At 70.4% G+C, this 23264-nt stretch carries 25 protein-coding genes; 11 read left to right on the top strand and 14 right to left on the bottom strand.

Going from position 1 to position 23264, the window contains the following annotated elements; all coding sequences use genetic code 11:
- Positions 1–19 precede the first annotated feature (19 nt).
- The 3 genes from OG266_RS41395 (at position 20) to OG266_RS41385 (ending at position 2345) form a co-directional block, all read left to right on the top strand.
- Complete coding sequence (locus OG266_RS41395; RefSeq protein WP_371552041.1) at positions 20–1018, top strand: 3-hydroxyacyl-CoA dehydrogenase NAD-binding domain-containing protein; 999 nt, start codon at positions 20–22, stop codon at positions 1016–1018.
- Positions 1019–1191: 173 nt separating this feature from the next.
- Entirely contained in the window at positions 1192–1596 is a 405-nt protein-coding gene (locus tag OG266_RS41390) for an STAS domain-containing protein (RefSeq protein ID WP_371552040.1), read from the top strand.
- Positions 1597–1793: 197 nt separating this feature from the next.
- Positions 1794–2345 carry an HdeD family acid-resistance protein gene (locus OG266_RS41385; protein WP_371552039.1) on the top strand — a complete coding sequence of 184 codons (552 nt, stop codon included), beginning with the start codon at positions 1794–1796 and terminating at the stop codon, positions 2343–2345.
- A 67-nt stretch (positions 2346–2412) separates the two neighbouring features.
- Here OG266_RS41385 and OG266_RS41380 read toward each other — a convergent pair whose 3' ends face one another.
- The 6 genes from OG266_RS41380 to OG266_RS41355 all read right to left on the bottom strand — a co-directional run bounded on the left by OG266_RS41380 (position 2413) and on the right by OG266_RS41355 (position 9520).
- A complete protein-coding gene (locus tag OG266_RS41380) occupies positions 2413–5715 on the bottom strand; it encodes a S8 family serine peptidase (protein ID WP_371553148.1) in 3303 nt (1100 codons plus the stop codon).
- A gap of 349 nt (positions 5716–6064) precedes the next feature.
- Positions 6065–6979, bottom strand: coding sequence for an expansin EXLX1 family cellulose-binding protein (locus tag OG266_RS41375; RefSeq protein WP_371552038.1), 915 nt, complete (start codon positions 6977–6979; stop codon positions 6065–6067).
- A 117-nt stretch (positions 6980–7096) separates the two neighbouring features.
- On the bottom strand, positions 7097–7645 hold the full coding sequence (locus tag OG266_RS41370; protein ID WP_371552037.1) for a YciI family protein: 549 nt from the start codon (positions 7643–7645) through the stop codon (positions 7097–7099).
- A gap of 160 nt (positions 7646–7805) precedes the next feature.
- Positions 7806–8786 carry an MBL fold metallo-hydrolase gene (locus OG266_RS41365; protein ID WP_371552036.1) on the bottom strand — a complete coding sequence of 327 codons (981 nt, stop codon included), beginning with the start codon at positions 8784–8786 and terminating at the stop codon, positions 7806–7808.
- A gap of 46 nt (positions 8787–8832) precedes the next feature.
- On the bottom strand, positions 8833–9309 hold the full coding sequence (locus OG266_RS41360) for a PaaI family thioesterase (RefSeq protein WP_371552035.1): 477 nt from the start codon (positions 9307–9309) through the stop codon (positions 8833–8835).
- Positions 9310–9340: 31 nt separating this feature from the next.
- Positions 9341–9520, bottom strand: coding sequence for a hypothetical protein (locus OG266_RS41355; protein ID WP_371552034.1), 180 nt, complete (start codon positions 9518–9520; stop codon positions 9341–9343).
- 345 nt (positions 9521–9865) lie between these two features.
- Between OG266_RS41355 and OG266_RS41350 the strand changes: the two genes are divergently transcribed.
- Positions 9866–11065, top strand: coding sequence for an MFS transporter (locus OG266_RS41350; protein ID WP_371552033.1), 1200 nt, complete (start codon positions 9866–9868; stop codon positions 11063–11065).
- 112 nt (positions 11066–11177) lie between these two features.
- Here OG266_RS41350 and OG266_RS41345 read toward each other — a convergent pair whose 3' ends face one another.
- Together OG266_RS41345 and OG266_RS41340 are read right to left on the bottom strand one after the other, a co-directional pair.
- Complete coding sequence (locus OG266_RS41345; RefSeq protein WP_371552032.1) at positions 11178–11474, bottom strand: hypothetical protein; 297 nt, start codon at positions 11472–11474, stop codon at positions 11178–11180.
- Positions 11475–11509: 35 nt separating this feature from the next.
- The gene (locus OG266_RS41340) at positions 11510–11647 is read right to left on the bottom strand and encodes a hypothetical protein (protein ID WP_371552031.1); all 138 of its coding nucleotides are present in this window, start codon (positions 11645–11647) and stop codon (positions 11510–11512) included.
- Between the two features lie 221 nt (positions 11648–11868).
- On the opposite strand from OG266_RS41340, the gene OG266_RS41335 reads away from it, so the two are divergent.
- Positions 11869–12606, top strand: a complete 738-nt coding sequence (locus OG266_RS41335; RefSeq protein WP_371553146.1) for a DUF1775 domain-containing protein — start codon at positions 11869–11871, stop codon at positions 12604–12606.
- Positions 12607–12657: 51 nt separating this feature from the next.
- On the opposite strand, the gene OG266_RS41330 is transcribed toward OG266_RS41335, so the two are convergent.
- Complete coding sequence (locus OG266_RS41330; protein ID WP_371552030.1) at positions 12658–13242, bottom strand: histidine phosphatase family protein; 585 nt, start codon at positions 13240–13242, stop codon at positions 12658–12660.
- Between the two features lie 248 nt (positions 13243–13490).
- On the opposite strand from OG266_RS41330, the gene OG266_RS41325 reads away from it, so the two are divergent.
- Complete coding sequence (locus OG266_RS41325; protein ID WP_266469582.1) at positions 13491–13712, top strand: CbtB-domain containing protein; 222 nt, start codon at positions 13491–13493, stop codon at positions 13710–13712.
- Positions 13713–13727: 15 nt separating this feature from the next.
- Entirely contained in the window at positions 13728–14489 is a 762-nt protein-coding gene (locus OG266_RS41320; RefSeq protein ID WP_371552029.1) for a CbtA family protein, read from the top strand.
- A gap of 121 nt (positions 14490–14610) precedes the next feature.
- Here the strand turns inward: OG266_RS41320 and OG266_RS41315 are convergent, their stop codons facing one another.
- On the bottom strand, positions 14611–15006 hold the full coding sequence (locus tag OG266_RS41315) for a MarR family transcriptional regulator (RefSeq protein ID WP_329549191.1): 396 nt from the start codon (positions 15004–15006) through the stop codon (positions 14611–14613).
- An 85-nt stretch (positions 15007–15091) separates the two neighbouring features.
- Between OG266_RS41315 and OG266_RS41310 the strand changes: the two genes are divergently transcribed.
- Positions 15092–16588 (top strand): MFS transporter, encoded by a 1497-nt coding sequence (locus OG266_RS41310; protein ID WP_371552028.1) that lies wholly within the window; start codon positions 15092–15094, stop codon positions 16586–16588.
- Positions 16589–16660: 72 nt separating this feature from the next.
- A complete protein-coding gene (locus OG266_RS41305; protein WP_371552027.1) occupies positions 16661–17008 on the top strand; it encodes a DUF6332 family protein in 348 nt (115 codons plus the stop codon).
- Here the strand turns inward: OG266_RS41305 and OG266_RS41300 are convergent.
- The 3 genes from OG266_RS41300 to OG266_RS41290 form a co-directional block, all read right to left on the bottom strand.
- Positions 16969–17634: a response regulator transcription factor gene (locus OG266_RS41300; RefSeq protein ID WP_329549188.1), complete on the bottom strand. Its 666-nt coding sequence runs from the start codon at positions 17632–17634 to the stop codon at positions 16969–16971. The two genes, OG266_RS41305 and OG266_RS41300, sit on opposite strands and share 40 nt — an antisense overlap.
- Complete coding sequence (locus OG266_RS41295; RefSeq protein WP_371552026.1) at positions 17631–18869, bottom strand: sensor histidine kinase; 1239 nt, start codon at positions 18867–18869, stop codon at positions 17631–17633. The genes OG266_RS41300 and OG266_RS41295 overlap by 4 nt, the downstream gene beginning before the upstream one ends.
- Positions 18870–19116: 247 nt before the next feature.
- Positions 19117–19854: a TetR/AcrR family transcriptional regulator gene (locus OG266_RS41290; protein ID WP_371552025.1), complete on the bottom strand. Its 738-nt coding sequence runs from the start codon at positions 19852–19854 to the stop codon at positions 19117–19119.
- Positions 19855–19999: 145 nt separating this feature from the next.
- On the opposite strand from OG266_RS41290, the gene OG266_RS41285 reads away from it, so the two are divergent.
- A complete protein-coding gene (locus OG266_RS41285) occupies positions 20000–20449 on the top strand; it encodes a nitroreductase family deazaflavin-dependent oxidoreductase (protein WP_329549184.1) in 450 nt (149 codons plus the stop codon).
- Positions 20450–20496: 47 nt separating this feature from the next.
- Here the strand turns inward: OG266_RS41285 and OG266_RS41280 are convergent, their stop codons facing one another.
- On the bottom strand, positions 20497–21702 hold the full coding sequence (locus OG266_RS41280; protein WP_266469566.1) for a geranylgeranyl reductase family protein: 1206 nt from the start codon (positions 21700–21702) through the stop codon (positions 20497–20499).
- A gap of 184 nt (positions 21703–21886) precedes the next feature.
- Between OG266_RS41280 and OG266_RS41275 the strand changes: the two genes are divergently transcribed.
- Complete coding sequence (locus tag OG266_RS41275) at positions 21887–23242, top strand: dipeptidase (RefSeq protein ID WP_371552024.1); 1356 nt, start codon at positions 21887–21889, stop codon at positions 23240–23242.
- Positions 23243–23264 lie beyond the last annotated feature (22 nt).

Here is a 23264-nt window from a genome sequence, read left to right as displayed (position 1 = left end):
CCACCCAGGAAGAACCATCATGAACGACACGCACATCGCCGCCGACGGCATTCTGGACGCCCATCGGCGCGTCACCGTAGTCGGCGCCGGGGTCATCGGATCCTCATGGACCGCCCTGTTCCTCGCCAAAGGCCTGACCGTCACCGTCACCGACCCCTTGCCCAACGCGGATCGACAACTGCACGACCAACTGCGGCAGACCATCCCCACCCTGCGCGCACTCGGACTGCCCACCGCCGACCTCGACCGCAACCTGCGCTTCGAAGCCGACCTCGGCAAGGCGGTCGCGGACGCGGACGTCGTGCAGGAGAACGGCCCCGAACGCCTGGACGTCAAACAGGACCTCTTCGCCCGCATCGAGCAGGCCGCGCGTCCCGACGCCCTGCTGCTCAGCTCCACCTCGGGCATTCGCGCCACCGACATCGCACAGGCGCTGCGACAGCCCGAACGACTCGTCATCGGGCACCCCTTCAACCCGCCGCACCTCATCCCGCTGGTAGAGGTCGTCTCGGGCGAGAAGACCGGCCAGGACGTGGTCGAGCGTGCCGTCGCCTTCTACACGGCGCTCGGCAAGAAGCCGCAGGTCCTGCGCAAGGAGGTGCCGGGATTCGTCGCCAACCGGCTGCAGGCGGCGCTGTTCCGCGAGGCGGTCAACCTTGTCGTGGAGGGCGTGGTGACCGAATCGGAGCTCGACAACATCGTGACCTCCTCCATCGGCCTGCGCTGGGCGGTCGCCGGTCCTTTCCAGAGCTTCCACCTCGGTGGCGGCCCCGGCGGCCTGCCCCACTTCCTCGAGCACCTCGGCCCCGGCCTCGAGAGCCTCTGGCGCGACCTCGGCACCCCGGAACTGGACGAGCCGACGAACCAACTCCTCTCCGGACAGGCCCACTTCGGCGCGAGTGTCGAGGAACTGGAGGCCGCGCGCGACGCGGCGCAGATCAAGGTGTTGCAGGCGGCATCCGCGCCGCTCACCCTCACCACCGAGCCCGCACGGAAGCGGGTGGCATCCGATGACTGAGCAGCCCACCGTCTGACGTCTCAGTCAGCGCGGTACGGCGGTCAGTCACATTGCGGAAGCCCCGGCCGACAGCCTTTGGGCATGGTGCTCTCATCGTTCCGCGCCATCCCGGTTGGTGGTTCTCCTGAAGCAGCCACGGTGGTGCGCTCCCAACAAGCATGAACGGGACTTCCATGACCGATCGCCGACCGCCCCGTCCGTCGTCCCTCGCCATCGCGGCTGATCCGGCCCTCGAACGCCTGCTATGGGGCGACCCGCTCCTTCGTGTGATCTGGACGGACTGCCCGTCCGGGCTGCGGCTCGAAGGAGAAATAGATCTCTGCTCCCGGGATCTGCTGGTCGCGGCTCTGGATGAAGCGGTCCAGTTCTGCCGTGGCGATCTGCACCTCGATCTGACGGACGTCAGGTTCATCGACGTCGCCGGGATCCGCAAGATGACGACCGCCGCGAAGACGCTCAGCCGCGACGGCCGCCGTCTGCTGCTGCACGCCACGCCGCCCGGCGCACGCAAAGTGATCCAGCTCCTGGGCTGGGAAATGACCCCCGGCCTGATGCACTGCCTCGGCGAAATGCCGTAGCGAGCCTGCCAGTTCACCGAGGTATGGGCAGGCCGGCGGTGAAGTAGCGGGAGCAGTCGTACGACGGATCGCAGCGCGGAGCCACGGCTCTAGCGTTCAGCGCGAACGCCACGGCCTCGGGCGAGGTCGGGCACCGAACCATGCATTCCCGCTTCGTGTCGGTAACGAGGCGGCACCCTCGAATGTGGAAGGTCACCATGCTCAGTTCGCCCAACGCACTTCTCTGGCGAGGCCTGTTGGCCGTCGTCATCGGCATAGTCTCCGTCACCTGGCCCGGCATCACCGTCGGCGCCTTCGTCATCGTCTTCGCTGTCTACGCGTTCATGAGCGCGGTGACGGACGGTGGCCGTGCCTTCGCCGGCGACCGGGTGGGGCCTGTCTTCGGCTGGCTGCTGCTCGCCCTGCTCTCGCTGGCGGCCGGCGTGGTCGCGCTGGCGTGGCCCGGCATCACCGCTCTCGCGCTCACGATCTGGATCGCCGCCTGGGCACTGGCGACCGGTGCCATGGAGATCGGCCTGGCCTTCCAGCGCGGCGAGAAGGCGGGCGAGCGGGCCCTGTTCCTGCTGACAGGGCTGGTGTCGATCGCGCTCGCGTTCGTGCTTTTCGTCCGCCCGGACATCGGCGCGGTCTCACTCGCCACCGTCTTCGGCCTGTTCAGCATCTTCTACGGCGTCTCGGCGGTCTTCGCCTCCTTCGAGGAGCGCCGCCGTAGTCCTGACACGAGCCGGTCCGAGCCGGTCGGCGTCTGAAGAACGGCCCCGCTCGGGACGGCGTCGGCGCCGCCCCGAGCGGGGTTCGGACAGGTGATCCATAGGGCTACCGGGTGAGGTAGGCCCGCTCGATCGTCTGCACCAGCGTGTTGCCCTGGCGATCCGTCAGCTTGGCCCGCAGTGAGACGGAGCCGGCCTCGGCCGGGTGCGTCAGCGAGAGGTGCTTACCGCCGATGGCCTTGGTGGGCTGCCAGGTGGTGCCCTCGTCGTACGAGACCTCGAAGGCGAGCTTCTGCGGCCGCTGTCCGGCGGCCGCGCCCACGACGGTGAAGGGCACCTCGAACCGCTGGCCCGCCTTCGCCGTGCTGGACAGGGTCAGTTCCGGGGAGAAGCGGACCACCGACAGCGGCAGTGCGGTCCACTCGTCCTCGGGGGTCGCGCCGGAGCGGAAGGTCCACTCCGCCCTGACACGGGTGCTGACGGGGTACACCGCGGGATCACGGGAGTTGTCGAGGGTCAGCTTGTACGTGCTGCCCCGGGCGGGAACGGTGTACTCGGTGACGCCGTCGGTCGGCGGGAATCCGTAGTCGTCGGGGATTTCCTTGCCGTCGGCCAGGAGCGAGCTCTCCGCCGCGGTGTAGTCGCTGGAGCCCCAGTGCCCGGCGCCGTCGCCGAACAGCGGCAGATAGGCCCTGATGACGTTCCCGGCCCGCACGGCTCCGGGGTATCCCCTCTCCGGTCCGGCATCCGCGGGACCGGGCAGGGACGGGCCGAAGACGCCGACGTTGAAACGCTCGTAGTAGGTCCGGCCCGCCTCCCAGGTCCTGGGCATCCTCATGAGGAAGGACTCCCAGCGCGTCTCGCGGCCCTCGCCGCTGGTCTGCCACATGCGCAGGGACCACGGAACCCCGTTGTCGAGGATGTAGTCGGTGGTGCGCAGCGGCAGAACGCCCCTCAGGTCGTTGTAGCCGAAGGCCAGGTCCCCATCCGGTGTGTGGGGAGAGACCTCGACCTGCACCTTCCGGTCCGCGACAGCCACACCCGCCTGGAGGTCGACCTTGGCAAGCTGCTTCCGCTCGACCTCGGCGGTGAAGCCGCCCAGCCGGCCGGTCCGGTTCCAGGCAAGGTGGTACGTGACCGGCCTGCCCTCCTCGTCCTGGCGTGTCCAGTCGCCGAAGTACTGCGCGAACGCCTGGTCCGCGGGCAGTTCGGAGCCGAGCTGCCCGACCCGCAGGCCCTGGAAGCTCGGGAGAATGTATTCGAGGCTGCCCTTGCGCAGCCCCTCGGCCCGGTCGAAGCCGACCGCGATCACGGCCTCGGTGTTCACGGCCGCCGCATCGGGCACGGTGATCTCCACCGGCTGTGCCTGCCGGGCGTCGATGGTGACGCTGGTGTCCGCGTCCACCCGCAACTTCGGCTGCATCAGCACCGCGTGGGTGGCGGACGAGTAGTAGGGGTGGATCACACCGCTGACGGTGTAGTCGCCCTTGGGCACCCGCACCGTGAGCTCGCCGTCCTGCTCATCGGCGTAGGAGGCATAGAAGTTGCTGTCGAAGCCCGAGAGGGCGGTGGAGGCGTCGCCGGTCGGCTCGCCGTTCTCGTCGATGTGTTTCAACGTCAGGTCGTACGACTCGATCTCGCGCTCCACCCCGACGGCGGTGCGCACACTGATCCGGCCGTCGGCCGAGGCTGCGGACACCGAGCCGCCGATGGTGCCGTCGGTGGTGCCGGCGCGGGTGTCCGCCGTCACGTCGGCGCTCGCCTCGCCGCCTGCCAGGACGGTGAGTTGCCGCGGTGAGACGGCGAACAGGCCCTCGGCTGCGGGCTTTCCGTCCACCGTGAAGGCGTCGACGGAAAGGTCCAGGGTGACCGGCTCCGTACCGAGGTTGCGGTAGGTGAGCTGCTTGGTCACCGGTTCGTCGTCGTTGTGCGGCCACTGCTGTTTGCCGAAGCCGAGCGGTCCCTGCTCGGTGACCACGCTCTGCGCGATCGCCCGGACCAGGTCCGTGCGGCCGGTGCCCTGCTGGAATGAGCTGTACGAGCCGGGGGCGGCGGAGCCGGTGAGTACCGCCTTGATGCGCTCACCGCTCCACTCGGGGTGCTGCTGGGCGAGGATGGCGGCGGCACCGGCGACATGCGGGGTCGCCATGGACGTACCGTCGATGGTGAGGTATCCGGGTATGTCGGAGGGGATTTCGCCCTCCAGGAAGCTGCCGGCCGCCGCGGCGGCGGTGATGGCGACACCGGGCGCGGTCAGGTCGGGCTTGACCCCGCCGTCGCCCACGCGCGGGCCACGGCTGGAGAATGCGGCGAGTTGGTCCGCCTTGTCGACCGCGCCGACGGTGAGCGCGGCTTCGGCGCTGCCGGGCGAGCCGACCGTCTGTTCGCCGAACTCGCCGTCGTTTCCGGCCGCGATGACGAAGAGCGTGTCGGTGTCGGCGGAGAGCTGGTTGACCGCCTCCTCCATCGGGTCGATCCCGGGCATGTCCGTGCCGCCGAGGCTGAGGTTGACGACATCGGCGCCCTCGGCCACCGCCCACTCGAGGCCCGCGATGATGCCGGAGTCCGAGCCGCTGCCGTTGTCGTCCAGGACCTTGCCGTTCAGGATCTTGGCACCCGGTGCGACACCCTTGTACTTGCCGCCGGACTTGGCCCCCGTCCCTGCCGTGGTGGACGCCACGTGGGTGCCGTGCCCGAACTTGTCGCCGGTGCCGGAGGACTCGGAGAAGTCCCGCTCCGCGACCACCTGGCCCGCCAGGTCGGGGTGGTCCTTGTCGACTCCGGTGTCCAGTACGGCGATCTTGACGCCGGTGCCGTCATAGCCGGCGGCCCAGGCGGTCGGAGCGCCGATCTGCGGCACGCTCCTGTCGAGGGTGGCCCGGCGTCTGCCGTCCAGCCACACCTTCTCCACCGCCGTCGAAGCGGTGAACTCGGCCGTTCCCTCGGCATCGCTACGGGCGGCGCCGGTGTCGGTCACAGCGTCCCAGAACTCGGCGCCGCGCGTCTTGACGGGGCGCATCGCCTTGCCGTTGACGACGGGGAGCGCACGGCCGATGCGTGTCCCGGTCCGGGTGAACGGGCTCATCGAGGGTGCCTGGCGACCCCGGAAGGTGACGATCAGCGGCAGGTCGGACCGGCCCGTGTCGTCGTAGCCGTCCGCCACCAACTGGGTGACGTCGAACAGCCGGGCGTCCAGCTTGCCCTGCGCCAGCAGCAACTCCGCGTCGCCTGGCACCACTTGAGTGTGCCCGGCAACCACCCGGACCGAGAACGGCATCCGCTCCCGGCCCTCCGCCCGCTCAACCCCGGTGACCCGGCCGGCGCCGTCCATCTGAACCCGGTCGCCGGTGACCAGCGTCACCGTCTTCACCACCTTGGCCCCACCGGCGCCCTCCGCGCCCTGGGCCATCACCCCCGCATGCCCGCCGACCGACGCGGCCTGGGCCATCCCGCCCGGGACACCGGCCAGCACGAGGACCGTGGAAACCACCCCCGCCGCCACGGCCGTACGCCTTCGTCTCCCGCGTAACTTTCCGCGTAACTCCACCTGAACTCCTGACGATTCGGAATCGGACAGGAGCCGTCTTGCGACCCGGGAACCCCCGGAGCCTCACCCGTACAGCCGACGGCTCGCCCTAGAGACGGACGGGGGTGTCATCGGGTTGTCAAAACTTCGCATTCGTTTCTGACGGGGCATCAGCCAGCTGGGCATCAGTCTCAGCGTCCGTCGACGCGTCGGACTGGACTCGCGAGCGGGGTCAGCGCTTGGCGAACTGGACCCGGGTGGGCTGCACGGCGTCCGGCCGGATCGCGACTCCGTCGACTGTGAGCCGTTCTCCGAAGATGTCGGTGACCCTGATCGCGCCGCCGCACCCGGTGCCGTCTTCGGAGAGGAAGTAGTTGTAGTCGGTACGGGCGAGTTGGCGCCAGCCGCTGCCGGCGCGGACCTCCAGCCGGGCCACCGGATTCCGGTGACCAATGACCTGGATGCCGCACCAATACTGGCTGGACCCGGTCTTGTACCGGACCGACATCGTGCCGACGGTGCTGGGGCTCACCAGCTTCCACGTGATCGCGATCCGGCCGGCCGTCGGGTCGGCGAGCTTCGCGAAAGCCTCTGCGCTGAGGTCGATCTGCCCGGGTGCACATTCCCCTGGGCATTCATTGGTGATGCGGACCGTGATGGCGGTTCCGTTGGCCGCTCGGACGGACACGTACGCGCCGCACGCCTTGGCCGTCTCGTAGTCGGTGGAGTTCATCGCCGCGGTCATGACGTCACCGCTCGGGTCGTACAGGCAGGCGCCTCCGCCGTCCGCGTCGTAGAAGGTGGCGATGCCTCGATAGGTGACGTTGGGCCGTATGCGACCGGCCAACGGCGCGCCGGCGGAAGCCGCTTGCGGGCTGTCCGTCGTCGGCGGTTTCGCCGACGCGCTGGTGGCACTTGCGGAGGGGGAGGCCTGGGTTGTCTTGGCCGACGGCTTCGGCGACGCGGTGGTGGTACTGCCGGAGGGGGACGGGGACTTCGTCGCGGGCGGGACGTTCGCCTGTGTGCTGGCGACGGGCGTGTCCGCGGCGCGCCTGGTGTCGGCCTCGTCGTCGCGGAGGAGCACCACGCCCAAGGAGACGACTATGAGCGCCACGGCCGCCGACAGGAACAGCCACCGCCTGTCCACCGAACCTCCTTGACGCCGCCGCCCCTTGCTGTGAGTGACGGGGCCAGTGATCCTGCCAGACCCGGGAGTACGGCGGCAAGCCCCCTGTTTTGGCGTGCGGTTGAGGCTACGTGCTCATCACGACCGCCCGCCGAAGTACCAGTTGTGGACCTCGACGTCGGCGTACTCGTCCTGGGTCAGCACGGCGCGTGCCGTGTCCGGGTCCGGGGCCCGGAGCAGCACCGCCGTACCCAGCCAGGTGGCGCCGTCGTCGGACAGCAGCGGCCCGTACGCGATCAACTCGTCCCGGTCGCGCGGCACGACCAGATCGACGGCCTCCCCCGAACCGAGGCCGAGCACCAGATACCGGTTGCCACCGGTCCGGCCCCCGGGGAAATCCCACATGGTGCGCCCCAGCAGGTTGCGCCACCGTCGCAACAGCACGTCCCGGTATGCGCCGGCCTGGTAGTTGGGCTCGTCGAAGGCGAACGCGCGGGCGGTGGCGGGATCGGGCAGGTCGAGGATGTGCACGCTGCCGGTGGCCGTTTCACCGTCGTCGGTGAGGGTCGGGCCGCGGGCGATCATCTCCGCCGCGTACCCGTCCATGTAGGACCAGTGGTCCTCCAGCAGTTCGTCGCGCAACTTGCCGGAGTCGGGCCGATCGCGGTGGTAGCAGAAGAACTCCATGCCCGGAGACTCTCGCAACGCACGGGAGCATCTCAACCGGATTTGCGACGATGCCCGCACGCTCCGGACGGGGCAGCGTTCCGTCGGACCGCGGAGCCATCGCGGAAGCGGGCACGACCCGAGCGCACGGCAAGCGCCCGCCCACCGAATTCAGCGCCTGTCAGCGCGGCTCGGTCACCGGCCACGCACGTGGGTAGGGCACGCGCAGCGATCCCGTCGGGACGGGGGTGTGCTCGGCCGCGGCATGAAGGCACCCGTCGCGCGGAACGATGGCCCCGCTGCGGAGCATCGTGCGGGTCAACTCGGCAGCGAGTGCCTCGGGCGTGCGGCCCAGGAGTCGCGCCGCGTCCGTCAGCCACGCCCGGGCGTGCAGATACGGCTCGACCTCGTCGACCGGGATCCCGCCACGGATCATCAGCGCGAAGGCGAAGATCCGCCGCGCGCCGTACCAGACGGCTCCGTCCGGGTCGTCGACGAGGCGCTGGGCGCGGCGCAGTGCGGTGGCGAACGCCGCACCGGGATCCGCCGGGATCGGGCCGTGCGAGGGAAGCAGGACCCGCGGGACGAGGTCGGCCAGCCTGTGCAGGGAGGCGAGCGCGGTGGCGGACGCGTCGGGTCCGTCGAGGGCGAGGTTCACCCAGCCGACGTCGTAGTCCGACAGCGCGTCGCCGACCACGAGGAGCCCCTCGTCCGGCTGCCACAACGCGAGGTGGCCGGGGGTGTGCCCAGGGGTGCGGACGACTTCCCAGTCGGCGTCTCCGAGCCGGAGGACCTGGCCGTCGTCGAGCGGCATGTCGACGGTGTACGGGGGAACCGGCTGGTCGAGGTACTCCGCCGCACAGCAGCCCGGGTCCCGGCGGGTGACGGCCTCGGCTTCCGGTGCTCCGGCCGCGACGAGAGTTCCCCCGGTCTGCAGGAGGGCGTTGCCGCCGACGTGGTCGGAGTGCCAGTGAGTGTTCACGACCAGGTCGATGTGCCCGGTGCGGGCGTGGGCCCAAGCGGCCGTCTGTTCGGCGTGGCCGACGAATCCGCTGTCGACCAGGGCCGGTCGGCGCCCGTGCAGCAGGAGCAGGTTGGCGTCGGGGAACGGCCTTTGCTGCCAGGTCACCCAGTCCGGCACCAGCTCGGGGCTGCTGTCCATCAGCACCCTCCTTCTGGGACTGGGGCACCGTGACCCGGGTGAGTTGTCACTGCTCGGGCCCGTTCAGGCGGATCAGCGTCTGCTGCCCGGTGGCGACGAGCTTTCGCTGCCCGTCCTGGACGCCGAACACCTCCAGCTGACACACGGTCAGCGTGCGTCCGGACTTCAGGACGGTTCCGACCGCCTCGATGTGGTCGCCGACGGCGGGCGCCAAGAGGTTGATCTTGTACTCGACGGTGAGCACCTCGGTGTTCTCGGGAAACAGGGTGAAGGCCGCGTAGCCGCCCGCACTGTCCGCGATGGCGCTGGTGGCACCGGCGTGGAAGTAGCCGTGCTGCTGCGTCACCGCCGGCCGGCTCGGGAGCACGATGTGGACGCGGCCCGGCGCGATGTGGGACACGTGCGCACCAAGGTGGCCCATCAGCCCCTGGCGGTCGAAACTGGCCCGGACGCGCGCCTGCACCTCGGAGCTCGCCTCGTCCTGCTGCACCTGCTCTTCCACGTGCTCTCCTTCGGCGAACATCCCAGCGTGTGAACGGAGTCGGGCGGGTCCGTCAGCCGACCAAGCGTTCCGCCAGCAGGAACCCGCCGATGACGATCATCATGGCACCGGAGGCACGGGTGACCGCCCGGGCCGCCGACGGCCGGGTCTTCAACACCGTGCGTGCCAGGAGGCCGACGGCGAGGTAGGCCACGGTGACGGCGTACGGGAAGGGGTTGGGTGCTGCGAGCATCAGGGCGGCGCTTTCGGTGGGCGGCAGGCTGCTGCCGGTCCGCCGCCAGGTCCGGCAGTACGGCCTGCCAACCACTCAATGCCGATGCACATGCTCCTCGCGGGACTGCCGGAACGTTTCCCGGCGTCCGGAACACAGCCCGACCAAGATCCTCTCCACGGAGCCGGAATCGGCGAATTTCCCATGACCAAGGGGGTGCCACAAGATCACCGTCACCCGTCTCAGTGCCCCTGTCCGCCACCCCAAGTGGACACCCTCGCCGCTTCGGCCGGACGGCCGCGCCCCGCGGATGGAGCCCGGCAAGAGCCCCTTGCCCGGCCTCCGTCGCCCGCCTACCCTGACTTTGTGCCGCTAATAAACAAAACAACTCCGCACAACGTCGTGCCGGACAGCAACCTCACCCGACTCCGCATCGTCCTCACCGTCTTCTTCGCCCTCGACGGCTTCATCTTCGCCGGATGGGTCGTCCGCATCCCCGCCATCAAGGAACAGACCGGCGCCTCCGCCAGCGCGCTCGGACTCGCCCTGCTCGGAGTCTCCGCCGGCGCGGTCATCACGATGGTCCTCACCGGACGTCTGTGCCGCCGCTTCGGCAGCCACCTGGTGACGGTGGTCTGCGGAGTCCTGCTGTCGCTGAGTGTCGCGCTGCCTCCGCTGACACACTCCGCTCCGGCATTGGCCGCGGTGCTGTTGATCTTCGGAGCGGCGTACGGCGGGATCAACGTCGCGTTCAACAGCGCCGCCGTCGACTTGGTGAGGGCCCTTCAGCGGCCCATCATGCCCACCTTCCACGCCGCTTTCAGCCTCGGCGGCATGACCGGCGCCGGACTCGGCGGGCTCGTCGCCGGTGTCCTGTCCCCCACGCAGCACCTGCTCGGCCTCACCACGATCGGTCTGCTCGTCACCGGCCTCGCGGGCCGCGCCCTGCTGCGTCTCCAGCCCCCGACAGCACCGGAGAGCGCCTCGCCCGCGGAGTCCGCGCCGCGCCGCCTGGACACCCGCACCCGCGGTCTCGTGATCACCTTCGGTCTGATCGCCCTGTGCACGGCTTACGGCGAGGGAGCCCTGGCCGACTGGAGCGCACTGCACCTGGAGCAGGACCTGGACTCCACACCAGGCTTCGCGGCGTTCGGCTATTCCTGCTTCGCGCTCGCCATGACCATCGGCCGGCTGACCGGCACGAGGCTGCTCGAACGCCTGGGCCAGACCCGGACCTTGGTGTTCGGCGGCGCCACGGCCGCGGTCGGCATGCTGCTCGCCGCGCTCGCCCCTTCCCTGTGGGCAGCGCTCCTCGGCTTCGTGATCACCGGGCTCGGCCTCGCCAACCTCTTTCCCGTCTCCGTCGAACGCGCCGGCAGGCTGGCCGGCCCGGACGGAGTCGCCATCGCGTCCACGCTCGGCTACGGCGGCATGCTCCTTGGACCACCCGCCATCGGGTTCATGGCGGACTGGTTCTCCCTTCCCATCGCCCTCACCAGCGTGGCGGTACTGGCCGCGACCGCCGCGGTCATCGCGTTCGTCACGCGACGCGCGGCAGCGCACTGATCCCACCGGCTCGCCGAACCGATCCGCAGCCCGGCCTGACGGGCGAGGGGCTGGGGGTGGATGATGGGCGACCATGCCAGGCGATCACGTGACGGACGACGACAGCCGGGGCTCAGGCCCGCGGCCGAGCCGCGCGGGAGCCTGCGTCCGGGCCGGGATGTTCGCACTCGTGGGCAGCGTGCTCGCCGCCTTCGCCCACCACGCGGTCGCCGAGGGCCCGGTGCCGTGGCGTCTCGTGATCGCCTTCGCCGTCGCACAGTTCATCGCCTTCTGGCCCGTCGCCCGCCGCCATCACTCGCTGCCCGTCATCGCGGGCTGCACGCTCACGGCGCAGGGCGCGCTGCACCTCGTACTGACTTTGGCGGGTGGCACCGATCACGCCCAGAGCGGTCACACGGCGCACAGTCATATGGCGATGTCCCAGGGAGACGGACACACCTGGCATCACGCCTCCTCGGCCATGACGGCCGCCCATGTCGTCGCCGCCCTGGCGGTCGCCTGGCTGCTCCACCGGGCCGACGCGGCCGTGACGGCGGCACTGGTCACCGCCCGTACGGTGCGGGGTGCCGCGGTTGCGGTCATGGCCTGGGTGCGGCCGCGGCCCACCGGTGCCGTAATTCTCGAACCGCCCGCCGCCGTACGACTGGTCAGCCGCTTCGAATTCCCGGCAGCGGTAAGGGCAGAACCTCTTGAGCATGCGCTGGTGCGCAGGGGACCACCGGGACGCGAGCACGTCCGGTCGTCGCTTCACCCGGGCCCGGCTTCGGCCTGCCCGGTCCCACCAGCAAGGAGTTCCCGTGTCTCTGTCCACGCACCACTTCGGCCGCGCGACGCGCCGTATCGGGCTCGTCGGCGCCGCCGCGCTCACGGCCACCCTCGCCATGGCCGGAACGGCCTCCGCCCACGCGGAGGTTGAAGCCGACACCCCGCAGGCCCTGGCCGAGAACGTCACCCTCAGCTTCGTCTCCGAGGCGGAGTCGAGTTCCGCGGGCTTCACCGAGCTGCGGATCGTCCTGCCCGACGGCATCGCACCGGCTGACGTCTCGCTCGACGAGGCGCCCAAGGGCTGGACGTTCAAGGCCACCGCCGACGGCTACACCGTCGGCGGCGCCGCCCTCAAGACCGGGGTGGATGCCGAGCACAAGATCAAGGTCAGGCAGCTCCCGGACGCGAAGGAGATCGCGTTCAAGACGGTCGAGACCTACAGCGACGGCGAGGTCTCCCGCTGGATCGAACTGCCCAGCGGCGGTGAGGAGCCCGAACAGCCCGCGCCGCTCCTCGAGTTGAAGGCGGCGGCCCCGGGAGCCAAGCCGGTCGGTACGAGCCCCACGCCGAGCGCGACCCCCAGCGCGACTCCGTCCGCTGCAAGCACCGCCGCCACGGAGCCGGCCGGCACGGCGACCACCAGTAACACTGCCACCGAAGAGGATGACGGCATGTCCTCCGGCGTCGTGGTCGGTGTGATCGTCGTCGCCCTGCTCGTCCTCGGCGGCGGCGCGTGGTGGCTGGTCAAGCGGCGCGCCGCCACTCGCAGCAGCTGACACTCGAACCGGTCGTCCGCGGAGCGGAACACACGCCGCTCCGCGGGAAGTTCAGCCGTCTCCACCGACTGGTGCGGTGGAGGCGGTACCCATCCGCAGATTCCAGCGGTTGCCCCGGCCGGTGAACTGGACGGTGGACAGAGGCGGTACGTCGACGCGCCAGAACGACTGCGGCGGTGCGCCCAGCACGCCGACCACCGCGGCGCGCGCCACGGCCTGTTCGACCACGGCCAACAGGCGTCCGGCGTCTTCCGGCAGCGCATCCAACCAGGCGGAGGCCCGACGACACACGTCCGTCACGGACTCGCCACCGTGCGGGGCGGCGTCCGGGTCCGACATCCAGGCGGCGAGCCCGGCACCGTCACTGGCCGCGACCTCGCCGAGTGACCGGTCGCGCCAACTGCCCATGTCGACGTCCCGCAGGGCCGGTTCCAGGGTTACGGCGTCCCATCCCAGAGCCTTCGCCGTCTGGGTGCACCGCTGCGAGGGCGCCGAATACCGGGTGTCGGCCGTGGGCAGCGTTCGGGCGATCGACCGCGTCTCCCGCAGCGCCCGGTCGTCCAGCGGCGCGTCGGCGAAACGTACGTCGCGTTCCACTGGGGCGGCGGCGCACAACAGGGTCAGCCGGACGGTCATGTGAGTCCCTTCGCAAGGTCGCCGAGGCCGGTTCATCGTAGGTGTCCTACGCCATGTTGGCCGAAGCCCTCATTGCACCTACCATCTGGGACGACAAGGACGACGGCGCTACGGAAGTCCGGTGCAAGCCCGGCACGGTCGCGCCCCTGTGTGCCACCCCTCGCAAGGAGTCGGTGGTGAGTCAGACCCAACGCCGTCGTCGAGTGCTCCACACAATGCGGGACGCGTGTTCCCGAGGAGGTCTCGCCATGGCGCAGTCCACTGCCGCCCCTGCCCCCGTTGCTCCGTCCGCCGCGGCGCCGCTGCCGATCCAGGCCATCCTGCCCTGGGCCGTCTTCTTCGGCGTTCTCATGCTGGTCCTGCTGTACTTCGTCGGCGCTGAGCAGGGTGCCACCGCGCTGATCTCCGGCGAGGGCGTGCACGAGTGGGTCCACGACGGTCGGCACCTGCTCGGCTTCCCCTGCCACTGAGACGGAGACAAACCGATGAACTCCGTCAACGTACGCACCCTGCTGGTCCGCGGCATGCTCGCGGGCCTCGCCGCGGGCGTGCTCGCCTTCGTCTTCGCCTACCTTGTGGGCGAAGGCCCCGTGGATGCGGCCATCGCCTTCGAGTCGGCCAACTCCCATGAGCACGGCGAGGAACTCGTCAGTCGTTCCGTGCAGTCGACAGTGGGGCTCGCCACCGGCGTCCTCGTGTTCGGCGTGGCCATCGGCGGCATCGCGGCGCTCGCGTTCTGCTTCGCGCTCGGCCGGATCGGCCGGTTCGGAGCCAGGGCGACGGCGGCGCTCACCGCCCTCGCCGGGTTCCTCACCGTCTACCTGGTGCCCATCCTCAAGTACCCTGCCAGCCCTCCCGCCGTGGGCAATCCCGACACGATCGGCAAGCGCACCATCCTGTTCGTCCTCATGATCGCGCTGAGCGTGCTCCTGGGCGTCGCCGCGGTCCTCCTTGGCCGGCGGCTGGCTCCGGGATGGGGCAACTGGAACGCCTCCATCGCGGCCGGGGCGGCCTTCATGGCGGCGGTCGGCGTCGCCATGGTCTTCCTTCCGGCCGGGGAGAACACTCCCAAGGGTTTCCCGGCCACGGACCTGTGGGAGTTCCGGCTGGCGTCCATCGGCATCCAGGCCGTGCTGTGGGCCACCTTCGGACTGCTCTTCGGCTACCTCGCCGAACGGCTCCTGGAACCGAGGACCACCGCCGCTGCGACAGGGCGCGTGCCCGAGTTCTCCGCTCAGCCGAACTGAGAACAACCGATTTCGTGTACGAACAGGAGCCGTCGGGGGCGCGCCCGGCGGCTCCTGCCGTCTGTTCGCCGAGGCGCGCCAGGCTGCGTAGGAGAGCGGGACACCTTCAGTGCTCCGGGAGTTACTCCTGCGCCAGCATCCGCGTCAGCACCGCGCGCTGCAACGGCAGCACCTCGCCGTGCAGGTCGCGCCCCTTCGGCGTGAGGCAGACGCGCACACCGCGCCGGTCCTCCGCACACATACCGCGCGTCACGAGACCGTCCCTCTCCAGGCGGGCGATCAGCCGGGACAGCGCGCTCTGGCTCAGATGGACGCGATCGGCGATCTCCTGCACGCGGTAGGACGGGCCGCCGTCCGAGGCGACACCCTCGGCCAGCACGTCGAGCACCTCGAAGTCGCTGGCGCCGAGGCCGTGTCGGTGCAGTTCACGGTCCAGCTCACAGAGAGTGCGCGCATGCACCGCGAGGATGTCGCGCCACTGGTTCACGAGCCCTTGCTCGGCCTTCTTCGCCGCCATGGGCGCACCGTAGCAAACAATCGGCTTTGTTGCATCGGCATTAAATGCATTTGCATTGAATGCATGCGCATGTAGTGTCTCCGGCATGACCTCTCCGCTCACCAACTCCGCGACCGAGGGACGCTGGACCCCTCGCCTGTGGGGCACCCTGCTCGTGCTCTGCGCCGCGATGTTCCTGGACGCGCTCGACGTATCGATGGTCGGCGTCGCACTGCCGTCCATCGGTTCCGAACTAGATCTCTCCACCTCGACGCTCCAATGGATCGTCAGCGGCTACATCCTGGGATACGGCGGACTGCTCCTCCTCGGCGGACGCACCGCCGACCTGCTGGGCCGCCGCCAGGTCTTCCTCGTGGCCCTGGGTGTCTTCGCACTCGCCTCGCTGCTCGGCGGACTCGTCGACTCGGGCCCGCTGCTCATCGCCAGCCGCTTCATCAAGGGCCTCAGCGCGGCGTTCACCGCGCCCGCGGGCCTGTCGATCATCACCACGACCTTCGCCGAGGGCCCGCTGCGCAACCGCGCCCTCTCGATCTACACCACCTGCGCGGCCACCGGCTTCTCGATGGGCCTGGTCCTCTCCGGCCTGCTCACCGAGGCCAGTTGGCGCCTCACCATGCTGCTGCCCGCGCCCATCGCGCTCATCGCCCTGTTCGCCGGCCTGAAGCTCCTCCCGCGCAGCGAGCGCGAGAAGAACCACAACGGCTATGACGTACCCGGCGCCATCCTCGGCACGGCGTCGATGCTGCTGCTGGTGTTCACCGTCGTACAGGCCCCGGAGGCCGGCTGGGCGTCCGCCCGTACGCTGCTGTCCTTCCTCGCCGTCGCCGTCCTGCTCACCGTCTTCGTCCGTGTCGAACAGCACTCGGCAGGTCCCCTGATCCGGCTCGGCGTGCTCCGCTCCGGCAACCAGATCCGGGCCCAGCTCGGCGCGATGGCGTTCTTCGGCTCGTACGTCGGATTCCAGTTCCTGGTGACGCTGTACATGCAGTCGCTGCTCGGCTGGTCGGCGCTGCACACCGCGCTCGCCTTCCTGCCGGCCGGCGCACTGGTGGCACTGTCCTCCACGAAGGTGGGCTCGATCGTCGACCGCTTCGGGACCCCGCGGCTCATCGCGGCGGGCTTCGCGCTGATGGTCGTCGGATACGCGCTGTTCCTGCGCGTCGACCTCGACCCGGTGTACGCGGCGGTCATCCTGCCGAGCATGCTGCTGATCGGCGCGGCCTGCGCGCTGGTCTTCCCCTCGCTCAACATCCAGGCCACCAACGGCGTGGACGACCACGAGCAGGGCATGGTCTCGGGCCTGCTCAACACCTCGGTCCAGGTGGGCGGCGCGATCTTCCTGGCCGTCGTGACGGCGGTCGTGGCCGCGAACTCCTCCGGGGATTCCTCACCTCAGGCCGTCCTCGACAGCTACCGGCCCGGTCTCATGGTGGTGACGGCGATCGCCTTCGTGGGTCTGCTGATCACCCTGCCGGGGCTGCGGACGCGGCGAACCGCGGAGTCGATCGTGGTCGTCAAGTCCGTTCAGGAACAGTCCATCCAGGAGGAGGCGGGCGCGGAGCGCGTGGCGGTCCGCGACTGAGGGGGCGCCTCGGTGGCGTGGGCCCGGCGGACTCACTTGTCCTGCCGGGCCCACGCCTGTTTGACTCGACGGATGGAATTCACCAGGGGGCGGCGCAGTCAGGCCGAGCGTGACGCAATCACCGTCGAGATCGGATACGCGCTGTGCAGCGCGGCGTTCGCGGCGGCCGTCGTGTTCGGGGCCGTGTCCGGTCCCGCCCTGCTCTTCGATCTCCCCGGCGCCGTCGGCAAGGCGCTGCTCGCGTCGGGGATCCTGCTCGCCGCCGCCCTCTTCGCCGTACGCGCGGTCAGCGTGCTGGTCCGCTTCGGCCGCGAGGACGAGGGCACGGGCGACGAGGGCACGGGTGGCGTGGGCACGGGCGGCAAGGGCGAGGGCGCGGGTCAGCCCAGCCAGCCCGGCCGCACCAAGCCCGACTCATAGGCCAGCACGACCAGTTGGGCCCGGTCACGGGCGCCCAGCTTCACCATGGTCCGGCTGACATGCGTCTTCGCCGTGAGCGGGCTGACGACCAGGCGCCGGGCGATCTCGTCGTTGGACAGGCCGATGCCGACCAAGGCCATCACCTCCCGTTCCCGCTCGGTGAGTTCGGCGAGGGACGCGACTTCCGCGGGCTCCTTGGAGCGGGCCGCGAACTCGGCGATCAGCCGGCGCGTCACACCCGGCGAGAGCAGCGCGTCGCCCCCGACCACCGCCCGTACCGCGCGCAGGAGTTCCTCCGGCTCGGTGTCCTTGACCAGGAAGCCGGAGGCACCGGAGCGGATCGCCTCGAAGACGTACTCGTCCAGCTCGAAGGTGGTGAGCATGACCACCTTGACGTCCTCGAGGTCGGTGTCGTCGGTGATGCGGCGGGTCGCGGCGAGGCCGTCGAGCCGGGGCATGCGGATGTCCATCAGGACGACGTCGGGGCGCAGTTCGCGTACCTGGCGCAGCGCCTCCTCGCCGTCGGCGGCCTCCCCGGCCACCTCGATGTCCGACTGCGCGTCGAGCAGCGCCTTGAAGCCTGCCCTCACCAGCAACTGGTCGTCGGCGAGCAGTACGCGGATCACCGTGCCTCCTTGGCCCTCAGCGGCAGTTCGGCCAGTACGCGGAACCCGCCGTCGTCACGCGGGCCCGCCTCGATCGTGCCACCCAGGGCCGCGGCCCGCTCCCGCATCCCGGCCAGCCCGTTGCCGCTGCCGCCCGCGTCCGCGCCGGTCGCGGGCCCGTCGTCGTCGATACGCAGCCGCAGCGCGCCCTCCGTGGAATCGACCAGCACGCGCGCGTGCCGCGATCCCGAATGCCGTACCACATTGGTGAGCGCCTCCTGGACGATGCGGAAGGCGGCGAGGTCGGTGCCCGGCGTGAGCTTCGGGGCCGCACCCTGGATCTCGACCGTCAGGCCCGCGCGCCCCGCCTGTTCGACGAGTTCGGGGAGCCGGTCGAGACCGGGCGCCGGCGTGCGCGGTGCGTCCCCCGGCGCACGCAGCGTGTCGAGCACCTGGCGGACCTCTCCGAGCGCCTCCTTGCTCGCCGCCTTGATGGTGGTGAGCGCCGTGCGCGCCTGTTCCGGGTCGGAGTCCAGGAGCGCAAGTCCCACGCCAGCCTGGACGTTGATCACGGAGATGCTGTGCGCCAGGACGTCGTGCAGCTCGCGCGCCATCCGCAGCCGTTCCTCGTCGGCGCGCCGTCGGGCGGCCTGTGCCCGCTCCGCGCGATCGCGGGCCCACTGCTCACGGCGTACGCGGACCAGCTCCGACAGCGCCACGATCGCCACGATCCAGGTGGCGACGACCACCTCCTGCCCCCAGTCGGCCGGCGTGTCCCCCGACGGCGGCAGCCACCGGTACAGCCAGTGCGCCACCAGCACATGTCCGGCCCAGAGCATCCCGACGGCCGTCCAGGCGGCTCGGCGGTGCCCGGCGACGATCGCGCTGAAGCAGCCCAGGGCGACGGTGAGGAAGACGGGCCCGTACGGATATCCGGCGCCGAGGTAGAGCATGGCTGCCGCCGCGGTGCCGAAGGCGACAAGCACCGGCTGCCGCTGCCGCCACAGCAGCAACCCGCACCCCACGAGCAGCAGCGCCCGTGCGAAGAGGTCCAGGGACGCGCGTTCGCCCTCCTGGGCCTGGCTCGCGAAACTGGAGCCGACGAACACGAAGACGGTGAGCAGCAGCGTCGAGCGCCACGGCCACCGGGCGCGGCGCTCCTCGTCGTCCCTTCGACCCCACCCCGGCGGCCCGTGCCGCCACCACTGGGGTGGTCCGCCCCATGCCGGGGACCTGGGCGTGCGCTGCTCTTCCATGACGTTCACGCTAGACGCGAGAGGCCGCCCACGGCGTCAGCCGGGCGAGGTGATCACACGTACTCCCCAGGGAGTACCGCTTCGCTGATCCCGAACCCCCGATAGAGCCACCGCAGCGGCTTCGGCGCCCACCAGCCGGCACGGCCCGCGGGCCGCATCGTCACAGGCAGCCGCACGACTCGGACGCGGGTGCCGTCGGCGCGGACCCGGGGCCCGCGCTGCGCTCACTGCACACGCGGATCCTCCGTCAGGACCCGGAGCCGCTGGGTCCCTTGACCGCCGTACCGGCGAGCTGAGGGAACACCAGGCCCACACCGTGGGCGAGTTGGCCCGCAGCATGCCGGAAGAACGTCTCACGGTCTTCGACGACCCGGTTGAACTGGCCGAACAGTTCGAAGCCGATCAGTCCGTAGAGCTGCGCCCAGGCGGCCACCAGCGCGGTGACGACCTCGGGCGGGAGGTCGGGCGCGAGGTCGGCGGCCATCCGCTTCGCCTCGGGTTCGAGATCGGCGGGCAGGCGGGAGCGGGCGACACCCTTGCCCTGGTACGCGTCACGGACGATGCCGATCAGGAGCAGGCCCACGCGGGAGGCGGCCGGGATCGTCGTCTCCGGCGCGGTGTACCCGGGCACGGGCGAGCCGTAGATGAGCGCGTACTCGTGCGGATGCTCCAGCGCCCAGCGGCGCGCCGCCACGCAGACCGCGATCCAGCGCTCGCGGGGTGCGGCGCCGGCGATCTGGGCGTGCGCCGACTCGGCGGCCTCGCCAAGGGAGTCGTAGGCGTCGATGATGAGCGCGGTCAACAGGTCGTCGCGGCTGGGGAAGTAGCGGTACAGCGCGGAGGAGACCATGCCGAGCTCGCGGGCCACGGCCCGTAGCGAGAGCTTGGCGGCGCCTTCCGCAGCGAGCTGACTGCGGGCCTCGTCCTTGATGGCCGCGGTGACCTCGATCCTGGCTCGGGCCCGTGCCCCTCGTGCGGTACTCATGCTGGGAAGTGTGCCACGTTTTCAGAGCAGTGCACACAAACGAGAGCGCCGCACAAAAACGAGAGCAGTGCTCTTGCTTTGGATCACCGATCTCGTACACACTGATGTCAAGCGAGAGCAGTGCTCTCCAAAACCAGGAGGAACCATGTCGACGGCCCACTACATCAAGCCCAAGCCCTTCGACCGGGCCATGAACGGCCTCGTCGGCTGGCTCGCGCGCCGCGGCGTCAGCCTCCTCGGCAGCGCCGAGCTCTCCGTGAAGGGGCGCAAGAGCGGCGAGTGGCGGAAGGTTCCCGTCAACCCGCTCCCGTACGAAGGCGGCCCGTACCTGATCTCGGCCCGCGGCCACTCCGAATGGGTGCGCAACATGCGTGCGGCCGGTGGCGGACGGCTCCAGGTCGGGCGCAGGACCCAGGAGTTCACGGCGGTCGAGCTGGCCGACGAGGAGAAGCCGGTGGTCCTGCGCACCTACCTCAAGAAGTGGGGCTGGGAGGTCGGCAGGTTCTTCGGCGACGTCAACGTGAACTCCAGCGACGAGGAGTTGCTCGCCGCCGCGCCCAAGCACCCGGTGTTCCGGATCACGGTCAAGCCGTAACCCCCACCGGGCCCAGGGCACAGGGCACAGGGCCCGGGACCCAGGGCCTACCGGTCGAGCGCGGTCAGGACGCGCCCGATGATCGGGCGGGAGCGGACGACCTCGCCGAGCGAGGTCGACCCGCGGGTGATCCCGGCGAAGGCGTTCCACGCGGGCCTGAAGCCCGTGATCACGGCGTGGAGCACACCCGGACGGCGTTCGAAGGCCGAGAGCATGCTCTTGCCGACGCTCATCTCGACGCCGAGTCCCGCCTTGATCGCGAAGGCGTAGTTCAGGGCCTGGCGCCGCGTGTCGACCGCGTCGTGCGCCTCGGCGATCCGTACCGCCCACTCCCCCGCGAGCCGCCCGGAGCGCAGCGCGAAGGAGATGCCCTCGCGGGTCCAGGGTTCGAGGAGCCCCGCCGCGTCCCCGCACACCAGCACCCGGCCGCGCGACAGCGGCGAGTCGTCGGCGCGGCAGCGCGTCAAGTGACCGGAGGAGATGCTCGGTTCGAAACCGGCGAGCCCCAGCCGGGCGACGAAGTCCTCCAAGTACCGCTTGGTGGCCGCGCCTTCACCGCGCGCGGAGATCACGCCGACGGTGAGCGTGTCGCCCTTGGGGAACACCCAGCCGTAACTGCCGGGAATGGGCCCCCAGTCGATGAGGACCCGCCCCTGCCAGTCCTCAGCGACGGTCTCCGGCACGGGGATCTCCACCTCAAGGCCGAGGTCGACCTGGTCGAGCTTCACCCCGACGTGCGCTCCTATCCGGCTGGCGCTGCCGTCAGCCCCGACGACCGCCCGCGCAAGGACAGTCTCACCGCCCTGCAGGACAACGGCGACGGTACGCCGGTCCGGGACGGCGGAACCATGCTGTTCGACGCGCGAGACCGTGACGCCCGTACGCAGCTCGGCGCCCGCCTTCTGCGCGAACTCGACCAACTGCTGGTCGAACTCGGGACGGTTGATCAGCCCGAACAGCATCTGCCTCGAACGCCTGGTGCGCGTGAACTTCCCGTCCAGCGTGAACGTGACCGCGTGCACCCGGTCCTGGAGCGGCAGTTCGAAACCCGGCGGAAGCGCGTCGCGCGAGGGACCGATGATGCCGCCGCCGCACGTCTTGTAGCGCGGCAGCTCCGCCTTCTCCAGCAGCAGGACGCTGCGTCCCGCGACCGCTGCCGCATAGGCGGCCGAGGCGCCCGCCGGCCCCGCGCCGACCACGACGACGTCCCACACCCGCTGCCCGTCGTCCGCCGAAGAGTTCTCGCTGCTCACGATGGTCTATTGCTCCCAGTCCAGCCGTCTGCCGCACGTTTCTCCCGCATCCTACGGCGGCCATCGCCGCAGGCCACTGTGGGAGGATCGGCAGCGTAGGCGCCCTGCACACCAGGAGACGCTTACACACCGCACGATCACCAGTACACAGAAGTACAACGTCGCACCCACAAGGAGCGTGCCCATGTCGTCGAATCCGGTCGCCGAGACCGTTGCCTCCCTGATGCCCAGGGCGAAGGCGGAGCTCACCGAGCTGGTGGCCTTCAAGTCGGTGGCGGACTTCGATCAATACCCCAAGAGCGAGAGCGAGGGCGCCGCGAACTGGGTCGCCGACGCACTGCGCGCCGAGGGTTTCCAGGACGTGGCGCTGCTCGACACCCCCGACGGCACGCAGTCGGTGTACGGCTTCCTGCCCGGCCCCGAGGGCGCGAAGACCGTTCTGCTGTACGCGCACTACGACGTGCAGCCGCCGCTGGACGAGGCGGCCTGGGTGTCGCCGCCGTTCGAGCTGACGGAGCGCGACGGCCGCTGGTACGGGCGTGGCAGCGCCGACTGCAAGGGCGGCTTCGTGATGCATCTCCTCGCGCTGCGTGCGCTGAAGGCGAACGGCGGCGTGCCCGTGCACGTCAAGGTGATCGTCGAGGGTTCGGAGGAGCAGGGCACGGGCGGTCTGGAGCGGTACGCCGAGGAGCACCCCGAGCTGCTGACCGCCGACACCATCGTGATCGGCGACGCCGGGAACTTCCGGGCCGGTCTGCCGACGGTGACCTCGACACTGCGCGGCATGACCCTCGTACGCCTCCAGGTGGACACCCTCGAAGGGAACCTGCACTCGGGCCAGTTCGGTGGCGCGGCCCCCGACGCGCTGGCCGCGCTGATCCGCGTACTGGACTCGCTGCGGGCCGAGGACGGTTCGACGACCGTCGACGGGCTGGCCGACGACGCCGTGTGGGACGGCCTCCAGTACGAGGAGGAGGCGTTCCGTGCGGACGCCAAGGTGCTCGACGGGGTGGAACTCATCGGCTCCGGAACGGTCGCCGACCGCATCTGGGCGCGTCCGGCGGTCACCGTCCTCGGCATCGACTGCCCGCCGGTCGTCGGCGCGACCCCGTCCGTGCAGGCGGGCGCCCGTGCGCTGATCAGCCTGCGGGTGCCGCCGGGCATGGACGCGGCCGAGGCGACCAAACTTCTTGAGGCCCACGTGCTGGCGCACACGCCGTGGGGCGCGCGAGTGAGCACCGAGCAGATCGGCCAGGGGCAGGCGTTCCGCGCCGACACCTCCACCCCCGCATACGCGTCGATGGCCGAGGCGATGTCGGTCGCGTACGACGGTCAGGAAATGCAGTACGCGGGCATGGGCGGCTCCATCCCGCTCTGCAACACCCTCGCCGCCCTGTACCCGCAGACCGAGATCCTCCTCATCGGCCTCAGCGAGCCGGAGGCACAAATCCACGCGGCGAACGAGAGCGTCTCCCCGGACGAGTTGGAGCGCCTCTCGGTCGCGGAGGCACTCTTCCTGCGGACCTACGCGGCGAGTTGAGCACACGGGCGACGCGCTGAGC

Source organism: Streptomyces sp. NBC_00554, assembly GCF_041431135.1.
GTDB lineage: Bacteria > Actinomycetota > Actinomycetes > Streptomycetales > Streptomycetaceae > Streptomyces.
This window is presented reverse-complemented; position numbering and strand designations above follow the sequence as displayed.